Annotated in this window: 22 protein-coding genes and 2 tRNA genes; 13 read left to right on the top strand and 11 right to left on the bottom strand. The window is 63.7% G+C overall.

Going from position 1 to position 22618, the window contains the following annotated elements; all coding sequences use genetic code 11:
* The first annotated feature begins 4 nt into the window (after positions 1-4).
* A complete protein-coding gene (locus tag AC58NV_RS12090; RefSeq protein WP_497227358.1) occupies positions 5-925 on the top strand; it encodes a nucleoside hydrolase in 921 nt (306 codons plus the stop codon).
* 38 nt (positions 926-963) lie between these two features.
* Here AC58NV_RS12090 and AC58NV_RS12085 read toward each other — a convergent pair whose 3' ends face one another.
* Positions 964-1824, bottom strand: coding sequence for a DMT family transporter (locus AC58NV_RS12085; protein ID WP_497227357.1), 861 nt, complete (start codon positions 1822-1824; stop codon positions 964-966).
* 118 nt (positions 1825-1942) lie between these two features.
* Between AC58NV_RS12085 and AC58NV_RS12080 the strand changes: the two genes are divergently transcribed.
* From AC58NV_RS12080 to AC58NV_RS12040, 9 genes are all read left to right on the top strand, one after another.
* Positions 1943-3340, top strand: coding sequence for an aminotransferase-like domain-containing protein (locus AC58NV_RS12080; protein ID WP_497227356.1), 1398 nt, complete (start codon positions 1943-1945; stop codon positions 3338-3340).
* A gap of 247 nt (positions 3341-3587) precedes the next feature.
* A tRNA-Ser gene (locus AC58NV_RS12075) sits at positions 3588-3677 on the top strand.
* Positions 3678-3964: 287 nt separating this feature from the next.
* Positions 3965-5524 carry an ABC transporter substrate-binding protein gene (locus tag AC58NV_RS12070; protein ID WP_497227355.1) on the top strand — a complete coding sequence of 520 codons (1560 nt, stop codon included), beginning with the start codon at positions 3965-3967 and terminating at the stop codon, positions 5522-5524.
* 145 nt (positions 5525-5669) lie between these two features.
* Complete coding sequence (locus AC58NV_RS12065) at positions 5670-6650, top strand: ABC transporter permease (RefSeq protein ID WP_497227354.1); 981 nt, start codon at positions 5670-5672, stop codon at positions 6648-6650.
* Positions 6647-7597: an ABC transporter permease gene (locus AC58NV_RS12060; protein WP_019297368.1), complete on the top strand. Its 951-nt coding sequence runs from the start codon at positions 6647-6649 to the stop codon at positions 7595-7597. The genes AC58NV_RS12065 and AC58NV_RS12060 overlap by 4 nt, the downstream gene beginning before the upstream one ends.
* Positions 7598-7601: 4 nt before the next feature.
* The gene (locus AC58NV_RS12055) at positions 7602-8597 is read left to right on the top strand and encodes an ABC transporter ATP-binding protein (protein ID WP_497227353.1); all 996 of its coding nucleotides are present in this window, start codon (positions 7602-7604) and stop codon (positions 8595-8597) included.
* Positions 8594-9637, top strand: coding sequence for an ABC transporter ATP-binding protein (locus tag AC58NV_RS12050; RefSeq protein WP_497227352.1), 1044 nt, complete (start codon positions 8594-8596; stop codon positions 9635-9637). Before AC58NV_RS12055 ends, AC58NV_RS12050 begins: the two co-directional genes overlap by 4 nt.
* A 14-nt stretch (positions 9638-9651) precedes the next feature.
* On the top strand, positions 9652-10572 hold the full coding sequence (locus AC58NV_RS12045) for a LysR family transcriptional regulator (protein ID WP_497227351.1): 921 nt from the start codon (positions 9652-9654) through the stop codon (positions 10570-10572).
* Between the two features lie 123 nt (positions 10573-10695).
* Positions 10696-11895, top strand: a complete 1200-nt coding sequence (locus tag AC58NV_RS12040; protein WP_497227350.1) for a PAS domain-containing sensor histidine kinase — start codon at positions 10696-10698, stop codon at positions 11893-11895.
* Between the two features lie 99 nt (positions 11896-11994).
* On the opposite strand, the gene AC58NV_RS12035 is transcribed toward AC58NV_RS12040, so the two are convergent.
* From AC58NV_RS12035 to AC58NV_RS12000, 8 genes are all read right to left on the bottom strand, one after another.
* Positions 11995-12071 (bottom strand) — tRNA-Pro (locus AC58NV_RS12035).
* 174 nt (positions 12072-12245) lie between these two features.
* Positions 12246-13349, bottom strand: a complete 1104-nt coding sequence (gene leuB / locus AC58NV_RS12030) for a 3-isopropylmalate dehydrogenase (protein ID WP_497227349.1) — start codon at positions 13347-13349, stop codon at positions 12246-12248.
* 125 nt (positions 13350-13474) lie between these two features.
* On the bottom strand, positions 13475-14518 hold the full coding sequence (locus AC58NV_RS12025) for an endonuclease/exonuclease/phosphatase family protein (RefSeq protein WP_497227348.1): 1044 nt from the start codon (positions 14516-14518) through the stop codon (positions 13475-13477).
* Positions 14515-15351 (bottom strand): hypothetical protein, encoded by an 837-nt coding sequence (locus tag AC58NV_RS12020; protein WP_497227347.1) that lies wholly within the window; start codon positions 15349-15351, stop codon positions 14515-14517. The genes AC58NV_RS12025 and AC58NV_RS12020 overlap by 4 nt, the downstream gene beginning before the upstream one ends.
* A 391-nt stretch (positions 15352-15742) precedes the next feature.
* Positions 15743-16348, bottom strand: a complete 606-nt coding sequence (gene leuD / locus AC58NV_RS12015) for a 3-isopropylmalate dehydratase small subunit (RefSeq protein ID WP_497227346.1) — start codon at positions 16346-16348, stop codon at positions 15743-15745.
* Positions 16348-17175 carry a glycosyltransferase family 32 protein gene (locus AC58NV_RS12010; protein WP_497227345.1) on the bottom strand — a complete coding sequence of 276 codons (828 nt, stop codon included), beginning with the start codon at positions 17173-17175 and terminating at the stop codon, positions 16348-16350. Before AC58NV_RS12010 ends, leuD begins: the two co-directional genes overlap by 1 nt.
* A gap of 16 nt (positions 17176-17191) precedes the next feature.
* Positions 17192-18595, bottom strand: a complete 1404-nt coding sequence (gene leuC, locus AC58NV_RS12005; protein ID WP_497227344.1) for a 3-isopropylmalate dehydratase large subunit — start codon at positions 18593-18595, stop codon at positions 17192-17194.
* A gap of 53 nt (positions 18596-18648) precedes the next feature.
* A complete protein-coding gene (locus tag AC58NV_RS12000) occupies positions 18649-18747 on the bottom strand; it encodes an isopropylmalate isomerase (protein ID WP_226429013.1) in 99 nt (32 codons plus the stop codon).
* A gap of 224 nt (positions 18748-18971) precedes the next feature.
* On the opposite strand from AC58NV_RS12000, the gene AC58NV_RS11995 reads away from it, so the two are divergent.
* The 3 genes from AC58NV_RS11995 (at position 18972) to rlmH (ending at position 21421) form a co-directional block, all read left to right on the top strand.
* Entirely contained in the window at positions 18972-20348 is a 1377-nt protein-coding gene (locus AC58NV_RS11995) for a mechanosensitive ion channel family protein (protein WP_497227343.1), read from the top strand.
* 167 nt (positions 20349-20515) lie between these two features.
* Complete coding sequence (gene rsfS, locus AC58NV_RS11990) at positions 20516-20887, top strand: ribosome silencing factor (RefSeq protein ID WP_039191469.1); 372 nt, start codon at positions 20516-20518, stop codon at positions 20885-20887.
* Positions 20888-20950: 63 nt separating this feature from the next.
* Entirely contained in the window at positions 20951-21421 is a 471-nt protein-coding gene (rlmH, locus tag AC58NV_RS11985; protein ID WP_497227342.1) for a 23S rRNA (pseudouridine(1915)-N(3))-methyltransferase RlmH, read from the top strand.
* 51 nt (positions 21422-21472) lie between these two features.
* On the opposite strand, the gene AC58NV_RS11980 is transcribed toward rlmH, so the two are convergent.
* On the bottom strand, positions 21473-21829 hold the full coding sequence (locus AC58NV_RS11980) for a hypothetical protein (RefSeq protein ID WP_497227341.1): 357 nt from the start codon (positions 21827-21829) through the stop codon (positions 21473-21475).
* A gap of 35 nt (positions 21830-21864) precedes the next feature.
* Complete coding sequence (locus AC58NV_RS11975; protein ID WP_497227340.1) at positions 21865-22587, bottom strand: DUF599 domain-containing protein; 723 nt, start codon at positions 22585-22587, stop codon at positions 21865-21867.
* Positions 22588-22618: the final 31 nt, after the last annotated feature.

Genomic DNA, 22618 nt, shown 5'->3' with positions numbered 1-22618 from the left:
GCAGATGGTGAAACTGATTATCGACACCGATCCGGGCATCGACGATGCAATGGCGATCTTCTATGCCGCCGCGGCCCCGGACATCGACCTCTTGGGGCTGACCACGATCTTCGGCAATGTGACCACGGCAACCGCCACCCGCAACGCGCTGCGCCTGCTGGAAGCGGCGGATCTGGACGTGCCGGTGGCGGCTGGTGCCACCACTCCCCTGGTGCTGCCGCCGTTCAAGCCTTCGGCCTATGTGCATGGCGAGGAAGGCTTTGGCGACATCCCGGCGGCAGAGCCCGAGGGCAAGGCGCTGGAGGAGGACGCCGCAGATTTCCTCTGCCGCATGGCGCGCGAGCACAGGGGCGAGCTGGTGGTCTGCCCGATCGGCCCGCTGACCAATATCGCGCTGGCGATGCAGCGCGATCCGGAGTTTATCAGCAATGTGAAATCCATTGTGGTGATGGGCGGCTCGCTGGAGGAGGGCGGCAATATCACGCCGCACGCGGAGGCAAACATCTATCACGACCCGCACGCGGCGGACGTGGTCTGCCAGGGCGGGCAAAAGGTGGTGTTTGTCGGTCTGGACGTCACCCACCGCATTCTCTGCCTGGCCGAGGACTTCGAGGCGATCGCTTCCAAGTCGCCGGAGCTGGGCGGCATGCTGCAGGAGATGTCGTATTTCTACCTCAAGTTCTATCTGGAGGTCGCGGGCAAGAACGGCTGCTCGCTGCATGACCCGGCGGCGGTGATCGCCTGCACCAACCCGGAGCTGTTCGGGATGCGCGATGTGGAGCTTGAGGTATCCTGCGAGGGTGAAACCTCCGGCGCCACCCTGGCCGCGCCGGACAGCGGGCGCGACCCGGTCAAGGTCTGCATGACGGTGGATGCGGAGGCGGTGAAGGCGCTGTTCCTCAAGCGGCTGGCGCTGCTGCCGTAACCCCGCTGCCCTGAACCTGCATGGCGGCCTGCGGGCCGTCACGCATACCGCTTGGCCCCGGCGACGCAGAGCACCACAAAGGCGGTGGCGCCCAGCATGGCGGGGGCCACCGGCTCTGACAGCAGCACCGCAGCGAGGATCAGGCCGAAGAACGGCTGCAGCAGCTGCAGCTGCCCGACCCCGGCGGTGCCGCCGAGTGCCAGGCCGCGGTACCAGAACACGAAGCCGATCAGCATCGAGAACATCGAGACGTAGCCCAGGCTGATCCAGACCGGCAGGGTCAGACCGGCCAAGGTAGCGGGCCGGAAGGCAAGCGCGGCTGCGGCCATCACCGGCAGCGCCAGCGCCAGCGCCCAGGAGATCACCTGCCAGCCGCCGAGCCGCCGCGACAGCCGCGCGCCCTCGGCGTAGCCCAGCCCGCACAAGATTACGGCGGCCAGCATCAGCGCATCCCCGGTCAGCGACACATCCGCGCTCTGCGACAGGGCAAAGCCCGCCACCGCCAGGCTGCCGAGGATCGAAAACAGCCAGAACAGCGGACCGGGCCGCTCGCCGCCGCGCAGCACGCCGAAGACGGCGGTTGCCAGCGGCAGCAGGCCGATGAAGACCGTCGAATGCGCCGCGGTGATGTGCTGCAGCGCCATCGCGGACAGCAGCGGAAAGCCGATCACAACCCCCGCTGCGGTCACCGCGATCGAGGGCAGGTCCTGCCGGCGCGGCAGGGGCTGGCGCAGCAGCAGCAGCAGCGCGGCGCCGAGCAGGGCGGCAATGGAAGCGCGGGCCGAAGTCAGGAACAGCGGGTCCAGCATGCCGACTGCAACGCGGGTTGCGGGCAGCGAGCCGCTGAAGATCACAACCCCCAGCAGCCCGCTGCCCCAGCCTGAAAACGACGTCTGCATGGTCTCTCTCCTGTGCTTTTGGGGGTTTCTAGGGGCGCGGTGATGCAATAGACAGATACAAAGCCATACAGTTTTGACAAACTGTACTGGTGTATGGAGCAGTACAGCGAGGTCCCCCATGGCGCAGCCTTCCCGCCGTATGATGGTCATCAATGACATCCGGCGGCGCATCACCTCGCGGGCGCTGGTGGCGGGGGACAAGCTGCCGTCGGTCCGGGGCTGCGCGGCCAAGCTGGGCGTGTCGCCGTCGACCGTGGCCGAGGCCTATGATGTGCTGGCCGCCGAAGGCGTGATCCAGGCCCGGCGGGGCGCGGGGTTCTATGTGGCCGCCAAGCCGCAGCCCTTTGCGGTGTCGGAGACCGGGCCGCAGCTGGCGCGGGAGGTGGACCCGTTGTGGGTGGCGCGGCAGTCGCTTGATTCCGGCACCGGCGCGGCGAAGCCCGGCTGCGGCTGGCTGCCGGAGGACTGGATGCCGGTTGCCGCCCTGCGCCGGGCGATGCGGGCGCTGGCGGCGGCGCCGGAGGCGGTGCTGACCGAATACGGCAGTTCCAAGGGCGCCGCCGGGCTGCGGCGCCATATCAGCCGCCAGCTGTTCGACCAGGGGCTGGCCTGCCCGCCGGACCAGGTGCTGCTGACCGGCTCCGGCTCGCAGGCGCTGGATCTGGTCTGCCGGATGCTGCTGCGTCCGGGCGACACCGTGCTGGTCGATGATCCCTGCTATTTCAATTTCCAGGCGCTGCTGCGGGCGCATCAGATCCGCATCATCGGGGTGCCCTACACACCGGACGGTCCGGATCTCGACCGTTTCGAAGCCGCCCTGGGCGAACACCATCCGCGGCTCTACCTGACCAACTCGGCGCTGCACAACCCGACCGGCGCGACGATTTCGGCGCCGGTTGCGCACCGGGTTCTGGCGCTGGCCGCACAGCATGACCTGATCATTGTCGAAGACGATATCTTTGCAGGCTTCGAGCCGGACCTGTCGCCGCGGCTGGCAACGCTGGACGGGCTGGAGCGGGTGGTGCGGACCGGCAGCTTTTCCAAGACCCTGTCGGCCTCGCTGCGCTGCGGTTACATTGTGGCCCGCGGCAGCTGGATCGAGGCGCTGACCGATCTGCAGGTTGCGGTGAACTTCAGCGGCCCCAGCCCGATGGTGGCGGAGCTGCTGCATGCGGTGCTGACGGACGGCAGCTGCCGCAAGCACCTGGAGGCCCTGCGCCACCGGCTGGGCCGCTGCCGGGCACAGGCGCAGGCACAGCTTGCGGACCTCGGGATCCGGCCCTGGGTGCAGCCGCGTGGCGGTTTCTACCTGTGGTGCGAGCTGCCGGGCGGGGCGGATGCGGCGGCCATCGCCCGCGCCGCGCTGCAGGAGGGCCTGGTGCTGGCGCCGGGCAACGTATTCAGCGTATCGCAAAGCATGACGCCGTTCATGCGGTTCAATGTGAGCCAGATGCAGGATGCCGCCTGCTGCCGGACCCTTGCGCGGCTGCTGGAAACCAGGCCGGGCGCGGGTTAGGCGCCTGTATGCCTCTTGACCTGGAGATGAGGCACCCGATCTAGGTTGCGACCATGCTGCGGGACAGCGGAATGGCGGCGCGGATGCTGTGGAATCCCAGTTTCTCAAGCGCTTGGCGCTGCTGCCTCATGCCGCTGGCGACAAGAACACCCGGGGCCGTACCTAGGCGCTGCAATGGCAAGAATTTTCTGTGGATAAGGCATTTTGCCCTTGTTCTTGGCTCCCAAGCGCTGATAGACGGGTCAGCGGAGACGTGGCCGAGTGGTCGAAGGCGCTCCCCTGCTAAGGGAGTAGGCGGGAAACCGTCTCGTGGGTTCGAATCCCATCGTCTCCGCCATCACACACCATCAAAGAGAGTTTGTAGCACGTGCCCGGTGCGGTGCAGATCCGCTGCGCTGTCAGGGAAGGTTTGTGTCCTTGGGACGGCTGGCAACGGGGCGGCTGTAGGCAAGGAAATGAGGCTTCCAGGCGGCGCGGATGGTGTCTAAGCCTTTGGTCGGATAGGGATATTCCAATAGTGCATGGCTCCGATGTGCTTCCTGCATACCCTATGCGATATCGGCATTTCACAGTTCGCGCACCGCAGGCTAGCGTTTGCGGCATAATCACAGGGGAGTATGCCTAATGACGAAATTTGTCAGAAGCCTGGCGGCTGCTGCAGTGGTGGCGATGGCACCGGTTGCCTATGCCGAAACCACCGTGCGGGTTGCCTATGACGCCGACCCGGTGTCGCTGGATCCGCATGAACAGCTGTCCGGCGGCACGCTGCAGCTGTCGCACATGGTCTTTGACCCGCTGGTGCGCTGGACCAAGGACCTGCAGTTCGAACCGCGCCTGGCAGAAAGCTGGGAACAGATCGACGACACCACCATGCGCTTCAAGCTGCGCAGCGGCGTCACATTCCACAGCGGCAACGCGCTGACTGCCAAGGATGTCGACTGGACCTTTGACCGTCTGAAGGCAAGCGATGACTTCAAGGCGATCTTCGCACCGTTCACCGATGTCGAAGTCGTTGACGACATGACCTTCGATCTCAAGACCGCGGAGCCCTATCCGCTGGTCCTGCACACCGCGACATACATCTTCCCGATGGACAGCGCATTCTACACTGGCACCACCGAGGACGGCAAAGACAAGTCCGAGATCGTCAAGCACGGTGACAGCTTTGCCTCGCGCAACATTTCCGGCACCGGCCCGTTTGTGGTTTCCGAGCGTGAGCAGGGCGTGCGCGTCGTGTTCGACCGTTTCGACGGCTACTGGGACGCCGATGCGGGCAATGTCGACAAGATCGTTCTGACCCCGATCAAGGAAGACCCGACCCGCGTGGCGGCCCTGCTGTCCGGCGATGTGGACTTCATCGCGCCGGTTCCGCCGACCGACCTGAAGCGCGTGGAAGAGGCCGAGGGCGTTGATCTGATCACCATGCCCGGCACCCGTATCATCACCTTCCAGATGAACCAGAACCGCGTCGAAGCCTTCAAGGACGCCCGTGTCCGCCAGGCAATCGACTATGCTGTCAACAACGCAGGCATCGTTGACCGCATCATGCGCGGCTTCGGCACCGTGGGCGCACAGGCCAGCCCGGCCGGCTACCTGGGTTACGACGAAGCCCTGGCTCCGCGCTTCGACCTGGAGAAAGCCAAGGCGCTGATGGCTGAGGCAGGCTATGCCGACGGCTTCTCGATCACCATGATGGCGCCGAACAACCGCTATGTGAACGACGACAAGATCGCCCAGGCGGTGGCTTCGATGTTGGCGCAGATCAATATCAAGGTCGACCTGCAGACCATGCCCAAGGCGCAGTACTGGCCGACCTTCGACGAGCGCGCAGCGGACATGATGATGATCGGCTGGCATGCGGACACCGAGGACTCCGCCAACTTCCACCAGTTCCTGACCGCCTGCCCGGATGAAGCAACCGGCAACGGCCAGTATAACTCGGGCAACTACTGCAACGAGGAAGCCGACGCGCTGATGAACCAGGCCAACGCGGAAACCGATCCGGCCAAACGTGCGGAAATGCTGCAGAAGCTGGAAGGCATCCTCTATGATGAAGCGGCCTTTATCCCGCTGCACTGGCAGAACCTGGCATGGGGTTCCAAGTCCGGCATGAACTCGGCGGACATCGTGAACGCGCTGAACTTCCCCTACTTCGGTGACCTGGTTGTCGAGACCGGCAGCTAAGCACTGAAAAACCCGGGCCGGTCTCCCCCGGCCGGCCCGGACCTTTTGAACAACAAGCGGCCGCCAAGGCTGCACCTGCAGGATCCGCGCCCCCGCCAGGACGCACAAGCCTGCGCTGTCATTAAACTCTACAAAGGTCAGGACGATGTTTGCCTATCTCGCGAAGCGAGTCATTCAGGCGATTGCCGTGATGTTCGTCATCTCGCTGATTGCCTTTGCCATCCAGGGCAACCTGGGCGACCCGCTGCGCGAGCTGGTCGGGCAGTCGGTCTCGGAAGAAGTGCGCCAGCAACTGCGCAACGAAATGGGGCTGAACGACAGCTTCGTGACGCAATATCTGAGGTTTGCAGGCAATGCGCTGCAGGGCGACCTGGGCACCTCCTATTTCTTCAAGGAGCCGGCGCTGGACGTGATCCTGAAGAAGCTGCCCGCGACGCTGGAGCTGGTGTTCGGCGCCACGCTGATCATCGTCGGCTTCTCGGTGCCGCTGGGTGTCTATACCGCGATCAAGCCGGACAGCATCCTGAGCCGCGTCATCATGGGCCTGTCGATTGTCGGCATCTCGATCCCGGTTTTCCTGACCGCCATTCTGATGATCTTTGTGTTCTCGGTGGAATACGGCTGGTTCCCCTCCTACGGGCGCGGCGACACCGTGCATGTCTGGGGCTACTGGGAGACCAACTTTGCCACTGCGGACGGCTGGCTGCACATCATCCTGCCTTCGATTGCGCTGGCCTCCATCATGCTGCCGCTGTTCGTCCGCCTGATCCGGGCCGAAATGATGGAAGTGCTGCAATCTGAATACGTGAAATACGCCAAGGCCAAGGGCATCAATCCCTGGCGCATCTACTTTGTGCACGCGCTGAAGAACACGCTCCTGCCGGTGATCACCGTGGGCGGTGTGCAGATCGGCACCATGGTCGCCTATACCATCCTGACCGAGACGGTGTTCCAGTGGCCGGGCATGGGCTTTATGTTCCTTGAGGCGGTGAACCGCGTCGATACCCCGCTGATCGTGGCCTATCTGATTGTTGTCGGCTTCATCTTCGTGGTCACCAATACCATCGTCGACCTGATATATGGCCTGGTGAACCCGACCGTGAACATTGCGAGGATGGGCGCATGAGCACCGAAACGCTGAACCCGAAATCCGAACCCTCGCGCTGGTCCAAGATCTGGAACTCCAACATGGGCTACAGCTTCCGCCGCAATCCGGTGGCGGTGGTGAGCATGATCGTGTTCCTGCTGATCGCCATTGCGTCCTTCCTGGCGCCGGTGATCGCGCCCTATGACCCTTATGATCCGGCGCAGATCGACATCATGAACTCGGAATACCCGCCTGCCTGGGTCAGCGGCTCGCTGCCGGAGTTTGTGCTGGGCACCGACGACCAGGGCCGCGACCTGTGGTCCACTATCCTCTACGGGACCCGCCTGTCGCTGCTGATCGGCATCTGCGCAGTCGCGCTGCAAGCCTTCCTGGGCATCTCCATCGGTCTGATCGCTGGTTACGTGGGCGGCCGCCTGGACAGCCTGCTGATGCGGCTTGCTGATATCCAGCTGTCGTTCTCGACCCTGATGGTGGCGATCATCTTCCTGGCGGTGACGCAGGCGATGTTCGGAACCGACACCTTCAACAAATATGCGGTGGTTTTCCTGATCGCAGTGATCGGGGTGGCGGAGTGGCCGCAATACGCCCGCACTGTCCGCGCCACTGTGCTGGCCGAAAAGAAGAAGGAATATGTCGACAGCGCCCGGGTGCTGGGTTTCGGCCCCATGCGGATCATGGTGCGGCACATCCTGCCGAACTCGCTTTCGCCGATTTTCGTGATCTCCACCGTGCAGGTCGCCAATGCGATCATCTCCGAGGCCTCGCTCAGCTTCCTGGGTCTGGGCATGCCGCCGAGCCAGCCGTCGCTGGGCTCGCTGATCTCCTCCGGCTTCGACTACATCTTCTCGGGCAGCTGGTGGATCACCGCCATTCCCGGCGTGGTGCTGGTGGTGCTGGTTCTTGTCATCAACCTGCTGGGCGACTGGATGCGCGACGTCCTGAACCCGAAACTCTACAAGGGGTAACGCGATGAGCCTTCTTTCCGTTCGCGACCTCACCGTCAAATTCGCCATGCGCGATCAGACGGTCACTGCCCTCAACGGCATCTCCTTCGACCTGGCCAAGGGCGAGCGCCTTGGCATCGTCGGCGAAAGCGGTGCCGGCAAGTCGATCACCGGGTTTTCGCTGATGAACCTGCTCAGCCGGCCCGGTTACATCGACAGCGGCAAGATCCTGTTCGACGGCGAGGATGTCGTTCAGATGAACGACAAGCGCTTGCGCAACCTGCGCGGCAACCGGATGGCGATGATTTTCCAGGATCCGATGGTGACGCTGAACCCGGTTCTGACCATCGGCCAGCAAATGATCGAGACCCTGATGGCGCACCGCAAGCTGAGCCATGAGGAAGCGCGCCAGATCGCCATCGTCAAGCTGCGCGAGGTCTATATTCCCTCGCCGGAGGAGCGGTTGGAGCAGTATCCGCACGAGCTCTCGGGCGGCATGCGCCAGCGGATCATCATTGCGATTGCTCTGTTGCTGGATCCGCAGTTGATCATCGCGGATGAGCCGACCACCGCGCTGGACGTGACCATCCAGGCGGACATCATGGAGCTGATGCTGGAGCTGTGCCAGTCCAACCAGGTGGGGCTGATCCTGATCACCCACGACCTGGGCGTGGTCAGCCAGATGACTGAGCGCACGCTGGTGATGTACGCCGGCCGCATCATCGAAGCGGGCCGTACCCGTGAGATCATCAACGACCCGCAGCACCCCTACACCCAGGGCCTGATCAACGCGCTGCCGCAGCAGACGGTGCCGGGTCAGCGGCTGAAGCAGATCCCGGGCAATATGCCTGGCCTGGCCAGCATACCCGCTGGCTGCGCCTTCAACCCGCGCTGCAAATACGCCACCGACCTGTGCCGCAGCCGGGTGCCGGAAATCGTGCAATACGGCGAGGTCGCGGTGGCCTGCCACGAGGTGCAGCGCCTGCACAGCGATGAAGACCGTCAGGAGGCACGGGCATGAGCGACGCAAAGACAGACCGCCCGCTTCTGGAGATCCGGAATCTGGAAAAACGGTTCGATCTCGACCACGGTTTTCTGGAAACCCTGAAGTTCAGGAAGGGCAAGATCGTACGCGAGAGCCGCTCGGTCCATGCGGTGAACAACATCTCGCTGGAGGCCCGCAAGGGCGAGGCGCTGTGCGTGGTGGGCGAGTCGGGCTGCGGCAAGTCCACCGTGGCGCGCCTGGTGGCCGGCCTGCTGACCCCCACCGCAGGCGAAATCCACTACGGCGGCCAACGCATCGACAACCTGTCGCGCGGCGGCATGCAGCCGCTGCGCAAGAAGATCCAGATGATCTTCCAGAACCCCTATGCCTCGCTCAACCCTCGCATGACCATCCGGCAGGCGCTGGAGGAGCCGGTGCGCCACCACTATCCCAGCGCCTCGGCGGCGGAGGTGCGCGACAAGGTGACCGAGGTGATGCTGTCGGTGGGCGTCGATCCCAGCTGGGCCAAACGCTACCCGCATGAGTTTTCCGGCGGCCAGCGCCAGCGGATTGCCATCGCCCGCGCTCTGACGGTGGATCCGGAGTTCATCATTGCTGATGAGCCGATCAGCGCGCTGGACGTGTCGATCCAGGCGCAGGTGCTGAACCTGATGCTGGAAGCCAAGGAAAGCCGCGGCCTCACCTATCTGTTCATCACCCACGATCTGAGCGTGGTGGAGCATTTCGGCACCCGCGTTGCGGTTCTTTACCTTGGGTCGGTTTGCGAGGTTGCGGACACCGCGACATTGTTCTCCAACCCCAAACACCCTTATACTCGGGCCTTGCTGTCCGCGGTGCCGCAGCTGAAGGACGACCGGCCGAACCACATCCGCCTTAAGGGCGAGATCCCGACGCCGATTAACCTGCCGAAAGGCTGCCCGTTCCAAAGCCGCTGCGCCTTTGCGGACGCACGATGCAAGAGTGAAAAGCCCAAGGCCATTCACCAGCCCGACGGCAGCATGGTTGCGTGCCATGCCGTCGAAGAAGACAGGCTGGATGCGGTGGCCGCCGGTTAAGACGGGACGCCCAGTTGGATATCATCTGGCTCAAGGACTTCGAGGCTTTGGTCGCGTGCAAGAACTTCTCGCGCGCGGCCGAAGAGCGCAATGTCAGCCAGCCGGCCTTTTCGCGCCGGATCCGGGCGCTAGAGAATGAGATCGGCGTGCGGCTGATCAACCGCGAGACGCTGCCGCTGACTCTGACGCCGGCCGGGGAAGTGTTCCTGTCGCAGTCGCGCATCATGCTGCGCACCTACGAGGAGACCATCGAACGCTGCCAGACCATCGACGCGGCGGGCGAGAATGTGATCCGCTTTGCCGCCTCGCAGTCGCTCTACATGACCCACTACAAGGCTTTGATTGCGCCGCTCGCCAGCGAGGGCGGGGTCGACACTGACCTCAATTCAACCTCCTGGGCTGCCGACCAGTTCGTCAGCGCGCTCCAGCAGGGCTATTGCGATGTGATCCTGACCTACTGGCACCCGTCGATGGATTTCCTGGGGCCGCTGGAGGTTGCCAATTTCGAATACCTGACGCTGTCCACCGACCGCTATGTGCCGGTCTCCCGCACCACCCCGGACGGCGCGGCGGAGTTTGCCTTCAAGACCGGCAGCAAGGACGCGGTGCCGCTGCTGTCTTATGGCGCAGTGTCGGCGCTGCGCTCGGTGCAGGAATTTGCCCTTACCCAGCTGCTGCCCGGGCAGAAGGTGTTTGTCGTCAACCAGAATGCGCTGGCCAACAGCGTCAAGGCGATGATCCAAGAGGGGTTCGGCATCGGCTGGCTGCCCCTCAGCCTGTGCCGTGAGGAAATCGCCTCCGGCCGGTTTGCTATTGTGGATGAACGGCTGGGTACCGATCTGGAAATCCGCCTTTACCGCGACCCGCGCAGTACTAAGCAGACGCTGGATGTGCTGTGGAAGCAGCTGAAACGCTCAGCGATGAAAGCGGCGTGAGGCGGGCCGTACCGCCGGCCACTCGCCTGCTGATTGAACTGGAAAGCGACCGGTGAATCTGCCATTGCTTAGGGTGGCGCGTCATGGCGCTGCAGGGCTTCATGGCCGGAAGGGCAGGCGGAAATGCATTACCTCAAACGCGAGCTGTACGATCTGGTCAAAAGTGATGACGCCATTTTTGACTTCCTGCAGATCGGGTCGCTTGATGGGCTTTGGTACTGGGATCTGGAAAACCCTGAACACGAATGGATGAGTCCGGAATTCTGGCGCCTGTTCGGACTGGATCCGGAGACAAAGCAGCATTTTGCTTCCGAATGGCAGGACCTGATTCATCCAGACGACCTGGCTCTGGCGCTGGATAACTTCCACAAGCACCTGGAGGACCCGGGCCACCCCTATGACCAGATTGTGCGCTACCGGCATGCTGATGGTCATATGGTGACCGTTCGCTGCCGCGGTCTGGCGATCCGGGACGCGGCGGGCAAGCCGGTGCGCATGCTGGGGGCGCACAATGACCTCACCGCGCTGAAGGCCCGGGAAGCGGAGCTTGCGGCGGCGATTACCGGGCTGGCCGCAGAGGTGACACGCGCGAACACTGCCGTCGAGGCCCGCACGGCCTTTCTTGCAACCATGAGCCACGAGATCCGCACGCCGCTGAATGTGATCCTCGGCTTGCTGCACCTGATCAAGACTGATGAAACGGCTTCTGAGAAAACCCGGGAACGGGCGGATGTCGGACACCGGGCCGCCGAAATGCTGATGTCTCAGCTGGTCAATGTGCTGGAAACGGCGCGCATCGACTCTGACGCGATGGAGTATACCCCTAGACCTGAGGAGAGCGCGGATCTGGTGGCGCAATGGCGGGAGGCGCTGCAAGCCTCTGCCATCCGCTATGGCAAGCCCCTGCGGACCTGGGTGTCCTCGGCGGATGATCTGCCGGACCAGCTGGTGCTTGATCTGCCGAAAGTCACCCAGGTGGTGAACAACCTGATCGACAATGCGGTGAAGTTTTCCTCCGGGGGCAGCGTCTGCATCTCGCTGGAACAGGATGCGGCGGCGGATTTGCCTGTCAGCATCACCGTTCTGGACACTGGCCCTGGCATCGCCGCAGAAGACCGCGGCCGGGTGTTCGAGAGGTTCACTCAGCTCGATAGTGCCGTGTCCCAGCACGCGGGCGGTTCCGGCCTGGGGTTGTCGATCTGTTACGAGCTGGCGGATCTGATGGGGGGCAGGCTGTCTATTCTGGACAAACCGCCGGAAGGTTTCAGCCTGGGCATCCGGCTGCATCTGCCGGAAGGCAAGAGCGGTCCAGCACCGGGATGATCGTGATGGCCCGGAACCCGGCCTGTGCCGTGTAATGCCCCGGCGGCGGGCACCATGGCCCAGACAACAAAAAAGGCGCCCTGAGGCGCCTTGTTTTATTGGTCGGAGTGAGAGGATTCGAACCTCCGACCCCTGCCTCCCGAAGACAGTGCTCTACCAGGCTGAGCTACACTCCGACCGTGGAGGGCGAAATAGCTCAGGGCGCGGGGTTTGACAAGGGCGATTCCACAGAAAGATGCGGTTTTCGGGAAATCTTTTTCGCGTCTTTGGCCGGGTTCAGAAATCCACAAAAAAGCCCCGCGCCGGAGACCGGGCGGGGCTTTGGTTTGCCGCGGATTAGCGGCTGAAAATCAGAGGCTTGCGTCCAGCGCGGCAATCACTGCGTCGCCCATCTGGCTGGTGGAGACCGGCTCCACGCCTTCGCTGGCCAGCAGGTCCGCGGTGCGCACGCCGTCGGCCAGAACCTTCTCGACCGCGGCTTCCAGCCGGTCGGCTTCAGCACCCTGGTCAAAGCTGTAGCGCAGCGCCATGGCAAAGCTCAGGATGCAGGCGATCGGGTTGGCCTTGCCCTGGCTCGCAATGTCCGGCGCAGAGCCGTGCACGGGTTCATACAGCGCCTTGGGACGGCCGTTTTCCATCGGTGCACCGAGAGACGCGGAGGGCAGCATGCCCAGCGAGCCGGTCAGCATCGCGGCGCAGTCGGACAGGATGTCGCCGAACAGGTTGTCGGTCAGGATCACGTCGAACTGCTTGGGCGCACGCACCAGCTGCATTGCACCGTTGTCGGCGTACATGTGGGACAGCTCGACCTCGGGGTAATCCGCTGCCACGCGGGTCACAACCTCGCGCCACAGGATGCCGGATTCCATCACGTTGGCCTTCTCCATCGAGCAGACCTTCTTGTTGCGGCGCATCGCTAGTTCGAACGCGGAACGGGCTGCACGCTCTATCTCGCTCTCGGTGTAGCGCTGGGTGTTGATGCCGACGCGCTCATTGCCTTCCTCGAAGATGCCGCGCGGCTCGCCGAAGTAGACACCGGAGGTCAGTTCGCGCACAATCATGATATCCAGACCGGCAACGATGTCCTTCTTCAGCGAGGAGAAATCCGCCAGCGCGTCAAAGCACTGCGCCGGGCGCAGGTTGGAGTAAAGGTCCATCTCCTTGCGCAGGCGCAGCAGGCCGCGCTCGGGCTTTACGGAGAAGTCCAGATCGTCATAGGCCGGGCCGCCCACCGCGCCGAGCAGCACTGCGTCGACGTCCTGCGCCTTGGCCATGGTCTCATCCGCCAGCGGCTTGCCGTGCTTGTCATAAGCCGCGCCGCCGACCAGATCCTCGCTCACATCGAACTGCAGGCCGCGCTTGTCTCCGAACCAGGAGATGATCTTGCGCACTTCGGCCATGACCTCTGGGCCGATGCCGTCGCCGGGCAGAATCAGAATCGATGGGTTGGGCATGGGGATCCTCCAAAATAACAGCTGGCAAGGGCGTAGCGGGACAGCGGGGCAGGGTCAATAACGGCCCTTGGAAATAAAGGGGAAAGAAGGGGATTCGCCCGCGCAATGATGTTGTGGCGATGCGGTCAGTCCAGCAGCAAATCCACCCAGACCAGCCGGTGGCGGCTGGCGGTTGCTGCGGGGGCATCCGGGCCGTCCGGCCAGACCACGCCGCGGCCGGTTATGGTCAGCCCGGCAGAGGGCAGCACATAGTCCACCCGCATGCGGCCCGCGCTTTGCCATTCCACCGTTGCGGTGCCTGCTTCGGGGCTCTGCGGCAGAGGATCCTGCAGTCGCGGATCCGCCAGCAGGCTGCGGATCGCCTCTCTACGCCCTTCGCCGCGCTCCGGGTCGAGATTGGCGTCGCCCGCAATGACAAAGGGTGGTTCGGGTGCCGCGCCAATTGCGCCGTCCAGCAGAAGCTGCCAGAGGCGGATTTCGTCGTGATTGCGCCTGCCGTTGCGGTCTTCCGGCCCGTCGAACAGCGGCGGCGCGGCGTGGAAGGTCAGGATATTCAGGCGGCTGTTATCCGGCAGTTCCAGCGGCACCAGCCAATGGGCGGTTGCAGACAAACGCTGCACCGACCGCGCTTCGGGGGAAGGGAAGGGGCTGCCATCCGGGTGCTGGGGCAGCAAGGCGCCAGGCAGGTCCTTCCACAGCAGAGAAGAAAAGTCGCGGATGCCGTCATGATCTACCGGCAGCCAGGACAGCAGCGCAATGCCGCCCTGGCCGCGGAACCGGCCGTACCCCTGGTTGTCGCGCGGCTCACCGGCTTTGCCATTGCCATCCATGTCCAGCGGGGCTGGGGGCGGCAGGCCCGAGTTCGGCTGCAGCGCAACGCGGTAAGGGTAGTCCAGCCCCTGATCCGCCAGCCGTGCGGCCAGCGCCGCTAGCGCCCGGCCCTCGAAGTCCCAGTCGAACGCTTGCAGCGCCAGCACATCCGGCCGCGCGGCGGCGATCACCTCCACCACCGCAGCAACCTGCGGATCGCTGCCGCGGGTGATATCGCGCAGCAACAGGCCCGGCCCGTCACGCGACAGTTCCGTGTTGAAGGTGGCAATGCGCAGAGTCTCAGCCCAGCCCGCTCCGGCGGCAAGGATCAGGAGGAGACCCGCCGCCAGCCGCCTCATGCGGTCTGCAGGGCCTCGTCAGGATCAACACAGGCGGCACGGCGTTTCTGTGCGATCAGCCCGGCGATCCGCAGCATTGCCATGCCTCGCATAATCATCGAGGCAGGCACCAGCGCCCAGGCGCTGATCACCCAGATCAGCATGTGCGGCGCGGCCAGCATGCCGGGGTCGACCAGACCGGAGGCCAGCTTGACCGCGGCAGGCAGGGCAAAGGGCAGCAGTACGCCGCCGATGATGTTGACGCGGCCGTCGCGCTGCAGCCGCTGCACCACGTCGCCGCCGGTGGTGGGATCAAACAGCGGCAGGTTGACCCAGACGTTGAAGGCGCCGCTGCCCACCGGCCAGTGGCCGACCCGGATGACGAGCGCAAAGACGACAATTGCGATTGCCGCAACCGCACTGGCGAGCCCGGCAGCATCCCGCACCATCAGCACCACAGTTTCCGGCACCTGCGGCGGCATCATCAGCACTGTCAGCTGCACCGGAGAGTAGGCAAAATCGAGCTGGCCGCCCAGCCAGCTTCCCAGCCGCTGCACCAGGGCCGTCAGCCCGGTCGGGGCCTGCGGATGCGCCGCCAGCAGGCTGAGCGCGCCAACGGTGGCTGCTGCCGCTGCAAAACGCATCCGGTTGATGGGCGGGGCATTGCGGAATTCGATGAAGCTGGGGAAATGGGAGGCGTATTCGCTGAAGGCCAAGGCCGAGCCCAGGAGCGCGAAAAACAGGATGATCTCTGGCGAATCGGTGGCGGATGCCGGCAGAATCAGCGTTGGCATTGCAAACAGCATGGCCACCAGTATGCCGCGGAACGCCGCGCCTGTGATGCGTGCAAACACGTTATTCATTCCCTTCAAACCGGCACGGGCGTTTTGCCTCTTGGGTCCGGATTTGAAGCCCCCCGCAAAGTGCTCCGGGGTGCTCTGCCTCATTTTTGCCCCATTGTGGCAGGCAGGCAGCTTTCCGCTCAAGAGGCCGCAGCGTGTGCGGGGCCACTTTCGCAACTGCACTGATGCCGGATTGCATCAGGGTTTTGGTGGAAATTGAGGGCCTTGGCGCGCGCTACCAGATGCTGTGTGTCCACGGGCAGGGCGCACAAGCGGGTCAACAACAGGCGATTGCGGCGGAAATGCGGCAGGCAATTGCGGCGGAAATGCGGCACGAATCTGGCGGGCAATAGAAAACCGCCCCGGGCAGGGCGGTTTTCAGGTGTTTCAGCCGAGGCCGGGATCAGACCCAGGGGCGTTCCTGCGCGGCCTTGTCCTCGAAAGATTTGATCGAGTCGGCCTTTTCCATGGTCAGGCCGATGTCATCGAGACCGTTCAGCAGGCAGTGCTTCTTGAACGCGTCCACTTCGAACGGGATCACTTCGCCATCGGAGGTGGTGATCTCCTGCGCTTCCAGGTCGACGGTCATGCGGGCGTTTTCGCCTTTCTCCGCGTCGGCCATCAGGATGTCGACTTGCTCCTGCGGCAGCACGATCGGCAGGATGCCGTTCTTGAAGCTGTTGTTGAAGAAAATGTCGGCAAAAGAGGTCGACACGATGCACTTAATGCCGAAATCGGCAATCGCCCAGGGCGCGTGCTCACGGCTAGAGCCGCAGCCGAAGTTGTCACCCGCCACCAGGATCTCGGCGTTGCGGTACTGCGGTTTGTTCAGCACGAAATCCTCGATCTCGGTGCCGTCGCGGTTAAAACGCATTTCGTCGAACAGGTTCTTGCCGAAGCCGGTGCGCTGGATGGATTTCAGGAACACCTTGGGGATGATCATGTCGGTGTCGATGTTCACCAGCGGCATCGGGGCGGCGATACCCTGCAGTTTCTGGAACTTTTCCATTACTCGTTTCCTTGTTTCTGGTGCTTCAAACCGCTGAGATCGAAGCCGATCTCCTGCGCGTGGCGTGCGATGAAGCTGTGTTTTTCGGGCCGGTGCGCCTTGTGGTAGCGGCGCACCATGGATGCGTAGAGATGAACGGCCAGCGTGTTTTCGGTCAGCCAGCCGTCTGCCTGGCAGCTGCCGCTGAACAGCACGTCGGTCAGAACGCCGCGGATCGGATAGAACACGTCCGGCTCGCGGACGTGCTCAACCTCGCCGGTCAGGTGCAGCGTGTAGTCCAGCGCCCGGGGGCCAAGCGACGGGCGCTGCAGCTCAAAGGCTGTCAGCAGCCGCCTGCCGGGCGGTGCGGCTTCCACGTCCTTGCGGACCTTGCGGCCCAGCCAGGGCGGCACGAATTCGGGGTCCTCGAACCAGTCCAGCAGATGGTTCAGCGTTGCCGAGCCTTTCGGCAGCCGCAGCACCGCGCCATTGATCGAGCGTGTCGGCTCAAAACCGACGTGATAGTCCGCGTCCGGCAACGGCCGGCAACAGAGCATATCGGTGTCGATCCAGATCATGTCCGTCTGTTTCATCAGATAAAGACGGAACAGATCCGACAGCATTGAGGCCGGCGCCTCCCCGTGCCCTGCTTTGACAGGGTCCCAGATCTCCGCCGCCGGGCAGGTGCGGACACCTGCCGGAACCGGCGGCGCCGCAGGCCCGGTGTGGAACAGCACAACCTCGTGGCCGCGCTGCACGAAACTGGCCAAGGACAGTTCGTGCAGCCAGTTCAGGCTGTCACCGATCCACAGGCTTGCGACCGCGGGAAGGGAAGGGCTGGACGGCATCGTTGGCCCCTCAGGCTCAGATCAGCTCACGCACATCCGTCAGCCGGCCGGTCAGTGCTGCGGCAGCGGCCATCGCAGGCGACACCAGATGCGTGCGGCCCTTGTAGCCCTGGCGGCCTTCGAAGTTCCGGTTCGAGGTTGCGGCGCAACGCTCTTCCGGGGCCAGCTGGTCGGGGTTCATTGCCAGGCACATGGAGCAGCCCGCAAGGCGCCACTCGAACCCGGCGGCCTCAAAGATCTCGGCCAGGCCTTCTTCCTCGGCCTGCGCCCGTACCAGGCCGGAACCCGGAACGATCATCGCGCGCATGCCGTCCTTGATCTTCTTGCCCTTCACCACCTCGGCCACGGCGCGCAGGTCCTCGATGCGGCCGTTGGTGCAGGAGCCGATGAACACGGTGTCGATCTCAATGTCCGTCAGCTTCTGACCGGGAGTCAGCCCCATGTACTCGATCGAGCGGCGGGCCGCCTCGACCTTGCCGCCGGAGAAATCCTCGGGGTTCGGCACCACACCGGTGATCGGCAGCACGTCCTCGGGCGAGGTGCCCCAGGTCACAACCGGCTCGATCTCCTCGCCCTTCAGGGTGACGACCTTGTCGAAATGCGCGCCTTCGTCGGTGAAGAGGGTCTTCCACCAGTTCAGCGCGGCTTCCCACTGGGCGCCTTTCGGAGCGTGCGGGCGGCCTTTGACATACTCATAGGTGGTTTCATCCGGCGCGATCAGGCCGGCGCGGGCGCCGCCTTCGATCGCCATGTTGCAGACGGTCATGCGGCCTTCCATCGACAGATCGCGGATCGCTTCACCGCAGTATTCGATGACATAGCCGGTGCCGCCGGCGGTGCCGGTCTCGCCGATCACGGCCAGGGTGATGTCCTTGGCGGTGACGCCCGGCTTCAGCTTGCCGGTGATCTCCACCTTCATGTTTTTGGACTTCTTCTGGATCAGCGTCTGGGTGGCCAGCACGTGCTCCACCTCGGAGGTGCCGATGCCATGCGCCAGCGCGCCGAAGGCACCGTGGGTGGCGGTGTGGCTGTCACCGCAGACCACGGTCATGCCGGGCAGGGTCCAGCCCTGTTCCGGGCCGACGATGTGCACGATGCCCTGGCGGATGTCATCCACCGGGTAGTAATGCACGCCGAATTCCTTGGCGTTCTTGTCGAGCGCCTCGACCTGGATGCGGCTTTCCTCGTTTTCGATGCCCTTGGCGCGGTCGAGCGTGGTCGGCACGTTGTGATCCGGCACCGCGATTGTCTTTTCGGGCGCGTGCACCTTGCGGCCGGCCATGCGCAGGCCCTCGAAGGCCTGCGGGCTGGTCACTTCGTGGACCAGGTGGCGGTCGATATAGAGCAGGCTGGTGCCGTCCTCTGCTTCATGCGCAACATGCGCATCCCAGATCTTGTCATAGAGTGTCTTGGGGGACATGGGTCCTCTCCCGTGATGTATTGGGTATGCTGGCTTTGGGCTGGGCAAGCACCTTATAGGCGCGCCAGGACCGTGCGGGCGGCGCCAAAGAACCGTTCGCGCAGCCGTGCGCGGTCTTGCAGTTCGATCTTTTGCGCCAATACGAGGGTCATGGCTGTCAGATACATCCCGGCGGGCCGGCAATCAAGATTCGTTCTATGGGCGGAAAGGAATGCGCCAACCCGCCCAGCCAGCGCGACACAGGGCGTGCACCCCCTGTGCATCCCCTGTACACCGGCTAACGCCCGTTCCAGCCGGTAGGGCGGCCCTGCAGGCGGGCTCTTTCCTTGATCCGGACGCCGCCCGGCGGCAGACTGAGAAAAAAGAGGGGCGCGCGATGGAGCCTGAAGAGCAGACACCACCCAGAGACGCGATTGCCGAAAGCACCGCTGAAGCACTGGAGCTTGGCCAGCAGTTGTGGGAACTGGCAGCGGAGGGCATTGAGCTGCTGCTAAGGCCCTGGAACGCCTATCAGGCGGGAATCGTGCTAGCTGTTTTTGTGCTTGCCACCCTGATTGGCCGGCCTCTGAAGAGCGCTTTTCATGACTGGCTGCGTGCGCGGGAGGGCTGGCCGCGCTGGCGGATCCGCGCCGGGCTGGTGGTCCACAAGCGGATCCGCGGCATCCTGTTTGTGCTGCTGATCTGGATGGTTGTCCTGATCATGCAGGAGATGACCTGGCCCAGCCGTTCGCGGCTTCTGACGGTTATCGCCAACCTGTCGCTGGCCTGGCTGATCGTATCCTTTGCCACCAGGCTGGTCGGCAACCCGCTGCTGCGCAACCTGGTGAAATACGGCGCCTGGATCTGGATCACCCTGCGTATTCTCGGCATCACCGAAGAAGCGGTGCATTTGATGGACGGGGTCGCCATCAGTTTCGGAGATCTGAGGATCTCGCTGTTCCTGGTGGTGCAGGCGGTGGTGATCCTTGGCGTGATGCTGACGCTGGCGCGGGTGATCTCCTCGGTGGCGGCGAACCGGATCCGCGCCAATTCCGACATCTCCCCCTCGATGCAGGTGCTGGCGGCCAAGCTGGCGCAAATCCTGCTGTTCGGCGGTGCCTTCTTCATCGGGCTGAAGGCTATCGGCATCGACCTGACCGGTCTGGCGGTGCTGTCCGGTGCCATTGGCGTGGGCCTTGGTTTCGGCTTGCAGAAGGTGGTGTCGAACCTGGTGTCGGGGCTGATCATCCTGTTGGACAAGTCGATCAAGCCGGGGGATGTGATTTCGCTGGGGGACACATTCGGCTGGATCAATTCGCTGGGCGCCCGCTATGTCTCGGTTGTCACCCGCGACGGGCGGGAATACCTGATCCCGAACGAGGATCTGATCACCACACAGGTGGTGAACTGGTCGCATTCCGACAAATACGTCCGTCTCGACCTTACCTTTGGCACCGGCTATGACGATGACCCGCACAAGGTCCGCAGGATCGCGATTGAGGCGGCCTGCGGAGTCAAGCGGGTGCTGCATTACGGCAGCAAGAAGCCGGTCTGCCACATCACCGGCTTCGGCGACAGCAGTGTCGACTACGTGCTGCGGTTCTGGATCGACGACCCCACCGGCGGCCTCACCAACATCCGCGGCAATGTCTATCTGGCGCTGTGGGATGCGTTCCAGGCACAGGGCATTTCGATCCCGTTCCCGCAGCGCGAGGTGCGGATGCTGAACGACCCGCTGCCGGTGAGGGTTGCACCTTCCGGCAATGACGGATAAAGCACAGGGCTTGCATCGCCGGGGTGGGGTTTCATTGAAAGTTCACCATCCGGTTGCTACATTATTAACAGGCCCGGCGCCGGGGCTAGGCGGCGCGTTGCAAGGAGGACTATGTCCTGTCACCCGTACCTCAAGCGGCGGATGCCGCTGTTAATGGGGCAGCCGTGATGGCCGCCCAGTCCCAGCCCACCAGCGAACAGCTGCTGGAGCGGATTCTCTCCTCACTCAGCGATGACAAAGCCGAAGATGTTGTGCAGATCGACCTGCGCGGCAAGACCTCGATCGGCGATTACATGGTGCTGGCCTCGGGCCGCTCCACCCGTCAGGTCGCTGCAATGGCGGAAAAGCTGACCGACCGGCTCAAGCAGGAGTACCGGATCACCTGCAAGGTCGAAGGCAAGGATGCCGGCGACTGGGTGCTGATCGACTCCGGTGATGTGATCGTCCATATTTTCCGCCCGGAAGTGCGCGAGTTCTACCAGCTCGAAAAGATGTGGATGCCTGCAGGCACCGCGGCGGCTCCGGCAGCCGAAGGCTGAATCAAAGGCTGATTTGATGCAGGCCCGCGCGATGGGTGCGGGCCGGATTGTTTCAGGAAATTCATGCGTCTGCATATCTGTGCGGTCGGCCGGTTGCGGGCTGGCCCGGAAAAATCCCTCATCGACGATTATCTCACCCGGTTCGACCGGACCGGCCGTGCGCTGGGCCTGGGGCCTGCACGGGTGGTGGAGATCGAGGACAAGAAGAACGCAGGCATGGCCGCCGAGGCAGCACTCTTGCGCAAGGCGCTGCCCAAGGGCGCGGTGATCTGCACCCTGGACGAGCGTGGCAAGGTCCTGTCCTCCCCTGATTTTGCAGACAAGCTGGCCGGCTGGCGCGACAGCGGACGTCAGGACCTGGCGCTGATCATCGGCGGCGCGGACGGGATTGATCCTTCGTTGCGGGCGGAGGCCGATTTCTCCATTTCTTTCGGCAAGATGGTCTGGCCTCATATGCTGGTGCGGGTGATGCTGGCCGAGCAGGTCTATCGCGCTGCGACCATTCTGGCGGGCAGCCCCTATCACCGGGTTTGAATGCGCCTTGCGGCGTATGCCTGCGGCGCGAGTATTTTCAGAAAGATGAAGTCACGGCAGAGTAAGCACGTGAGTGTCTTGGCCCCAGCCGTTCACCAGGCAGCGGGCCTGGATCTGTACCTGGGTTGTACCCTCCGGGATCTGCACACCGCTGAGGGATCGCGTGAAGGGCTGCTCGTGCTCATGCGGATGTGCAAGCACCCGCAGGCCAAGTTCGTTGCCCGCCATATCCAGCACCCGCCAGCCGTCTGCGTAATGCTCCCACCCGGTGTCCGGATGGGACAGGGTCACACTGAATGTCCAACTGCCGCCATCGGCACGGGCGGTTGCGGCTTCGATCACCGGTTCCTCGGCAAGAGCAGGCAGGGCAGCGGCGCTGAGCGCAAAGGACAGAAGCAAATGTCTCATGCCCGCACCATAGCTTTTGAGGCGGAGCGACGGTTTCACGAAACCGTGTCTCCTTTGCTTTCCGGCGGGATGCGCAGCAGGATCCGGCGGGAGTGCGAGACGAATTCCCGCCGGTACAGCACCGCCACGGTGATCAGCGCCGCCGCGCCCAGCGGCAGGGAACCTGCCAGCCAGGCCACCGCGGCCAGGGCGAAATAGGTCGACCGCATACCGCGATTGAAACTGCGCGCGGCGGTGATGCTGATCTCAGCCGCCTGCGCGGCGCGGGGATAGGCGAGGTCATGAGTGGGGGCATTCGGCACTGCCGCCATCAGCACCGCGCAATAACCGAACAGGCGGTGCGCCCACACGAATTTCAGAAACGCATTGGACAACAGCAGCAGCACTACCAGAATCTTGACCTCCCAGACAAAGGCGGGGGCGCTGTCCTGGATCAGATCTTCGGCCACCCCCGCCAGCTGCTCGGTATTGCCGATCAGTGCCAGTCCGCCGCCGATGGCAATCATCGCGGCAGAGGCAAAGAAAGCGGTCGCCTGACGCAGATTGCCCGCCAGCTGCGCGTCGAAGATCCGCGGGTCGCGCTCCACCATCCGCTTCATCCAGTCGCGCCTGAAATCCTCCATCAGAAGGGAGACTGAGAGCCGTCCGGCGGGTGGGTTCTCGATCCGCCAGCCGATCCACAGCCAGCCTGCGATCAGCAGGGTTAGTGCGGCGAGGTCAAGGAGGGAAAACTGCTGAAGGCGGGTGGTCCAGATCATGGGCTGACCCTAGCGCGGCAATCCATCCCTT

The organism is Leisingera sp. ANG49 (assembly GCF_059694505.1).
This window is presented reverse-complemented; position numbering and strand designations above follow the sequence as displayed.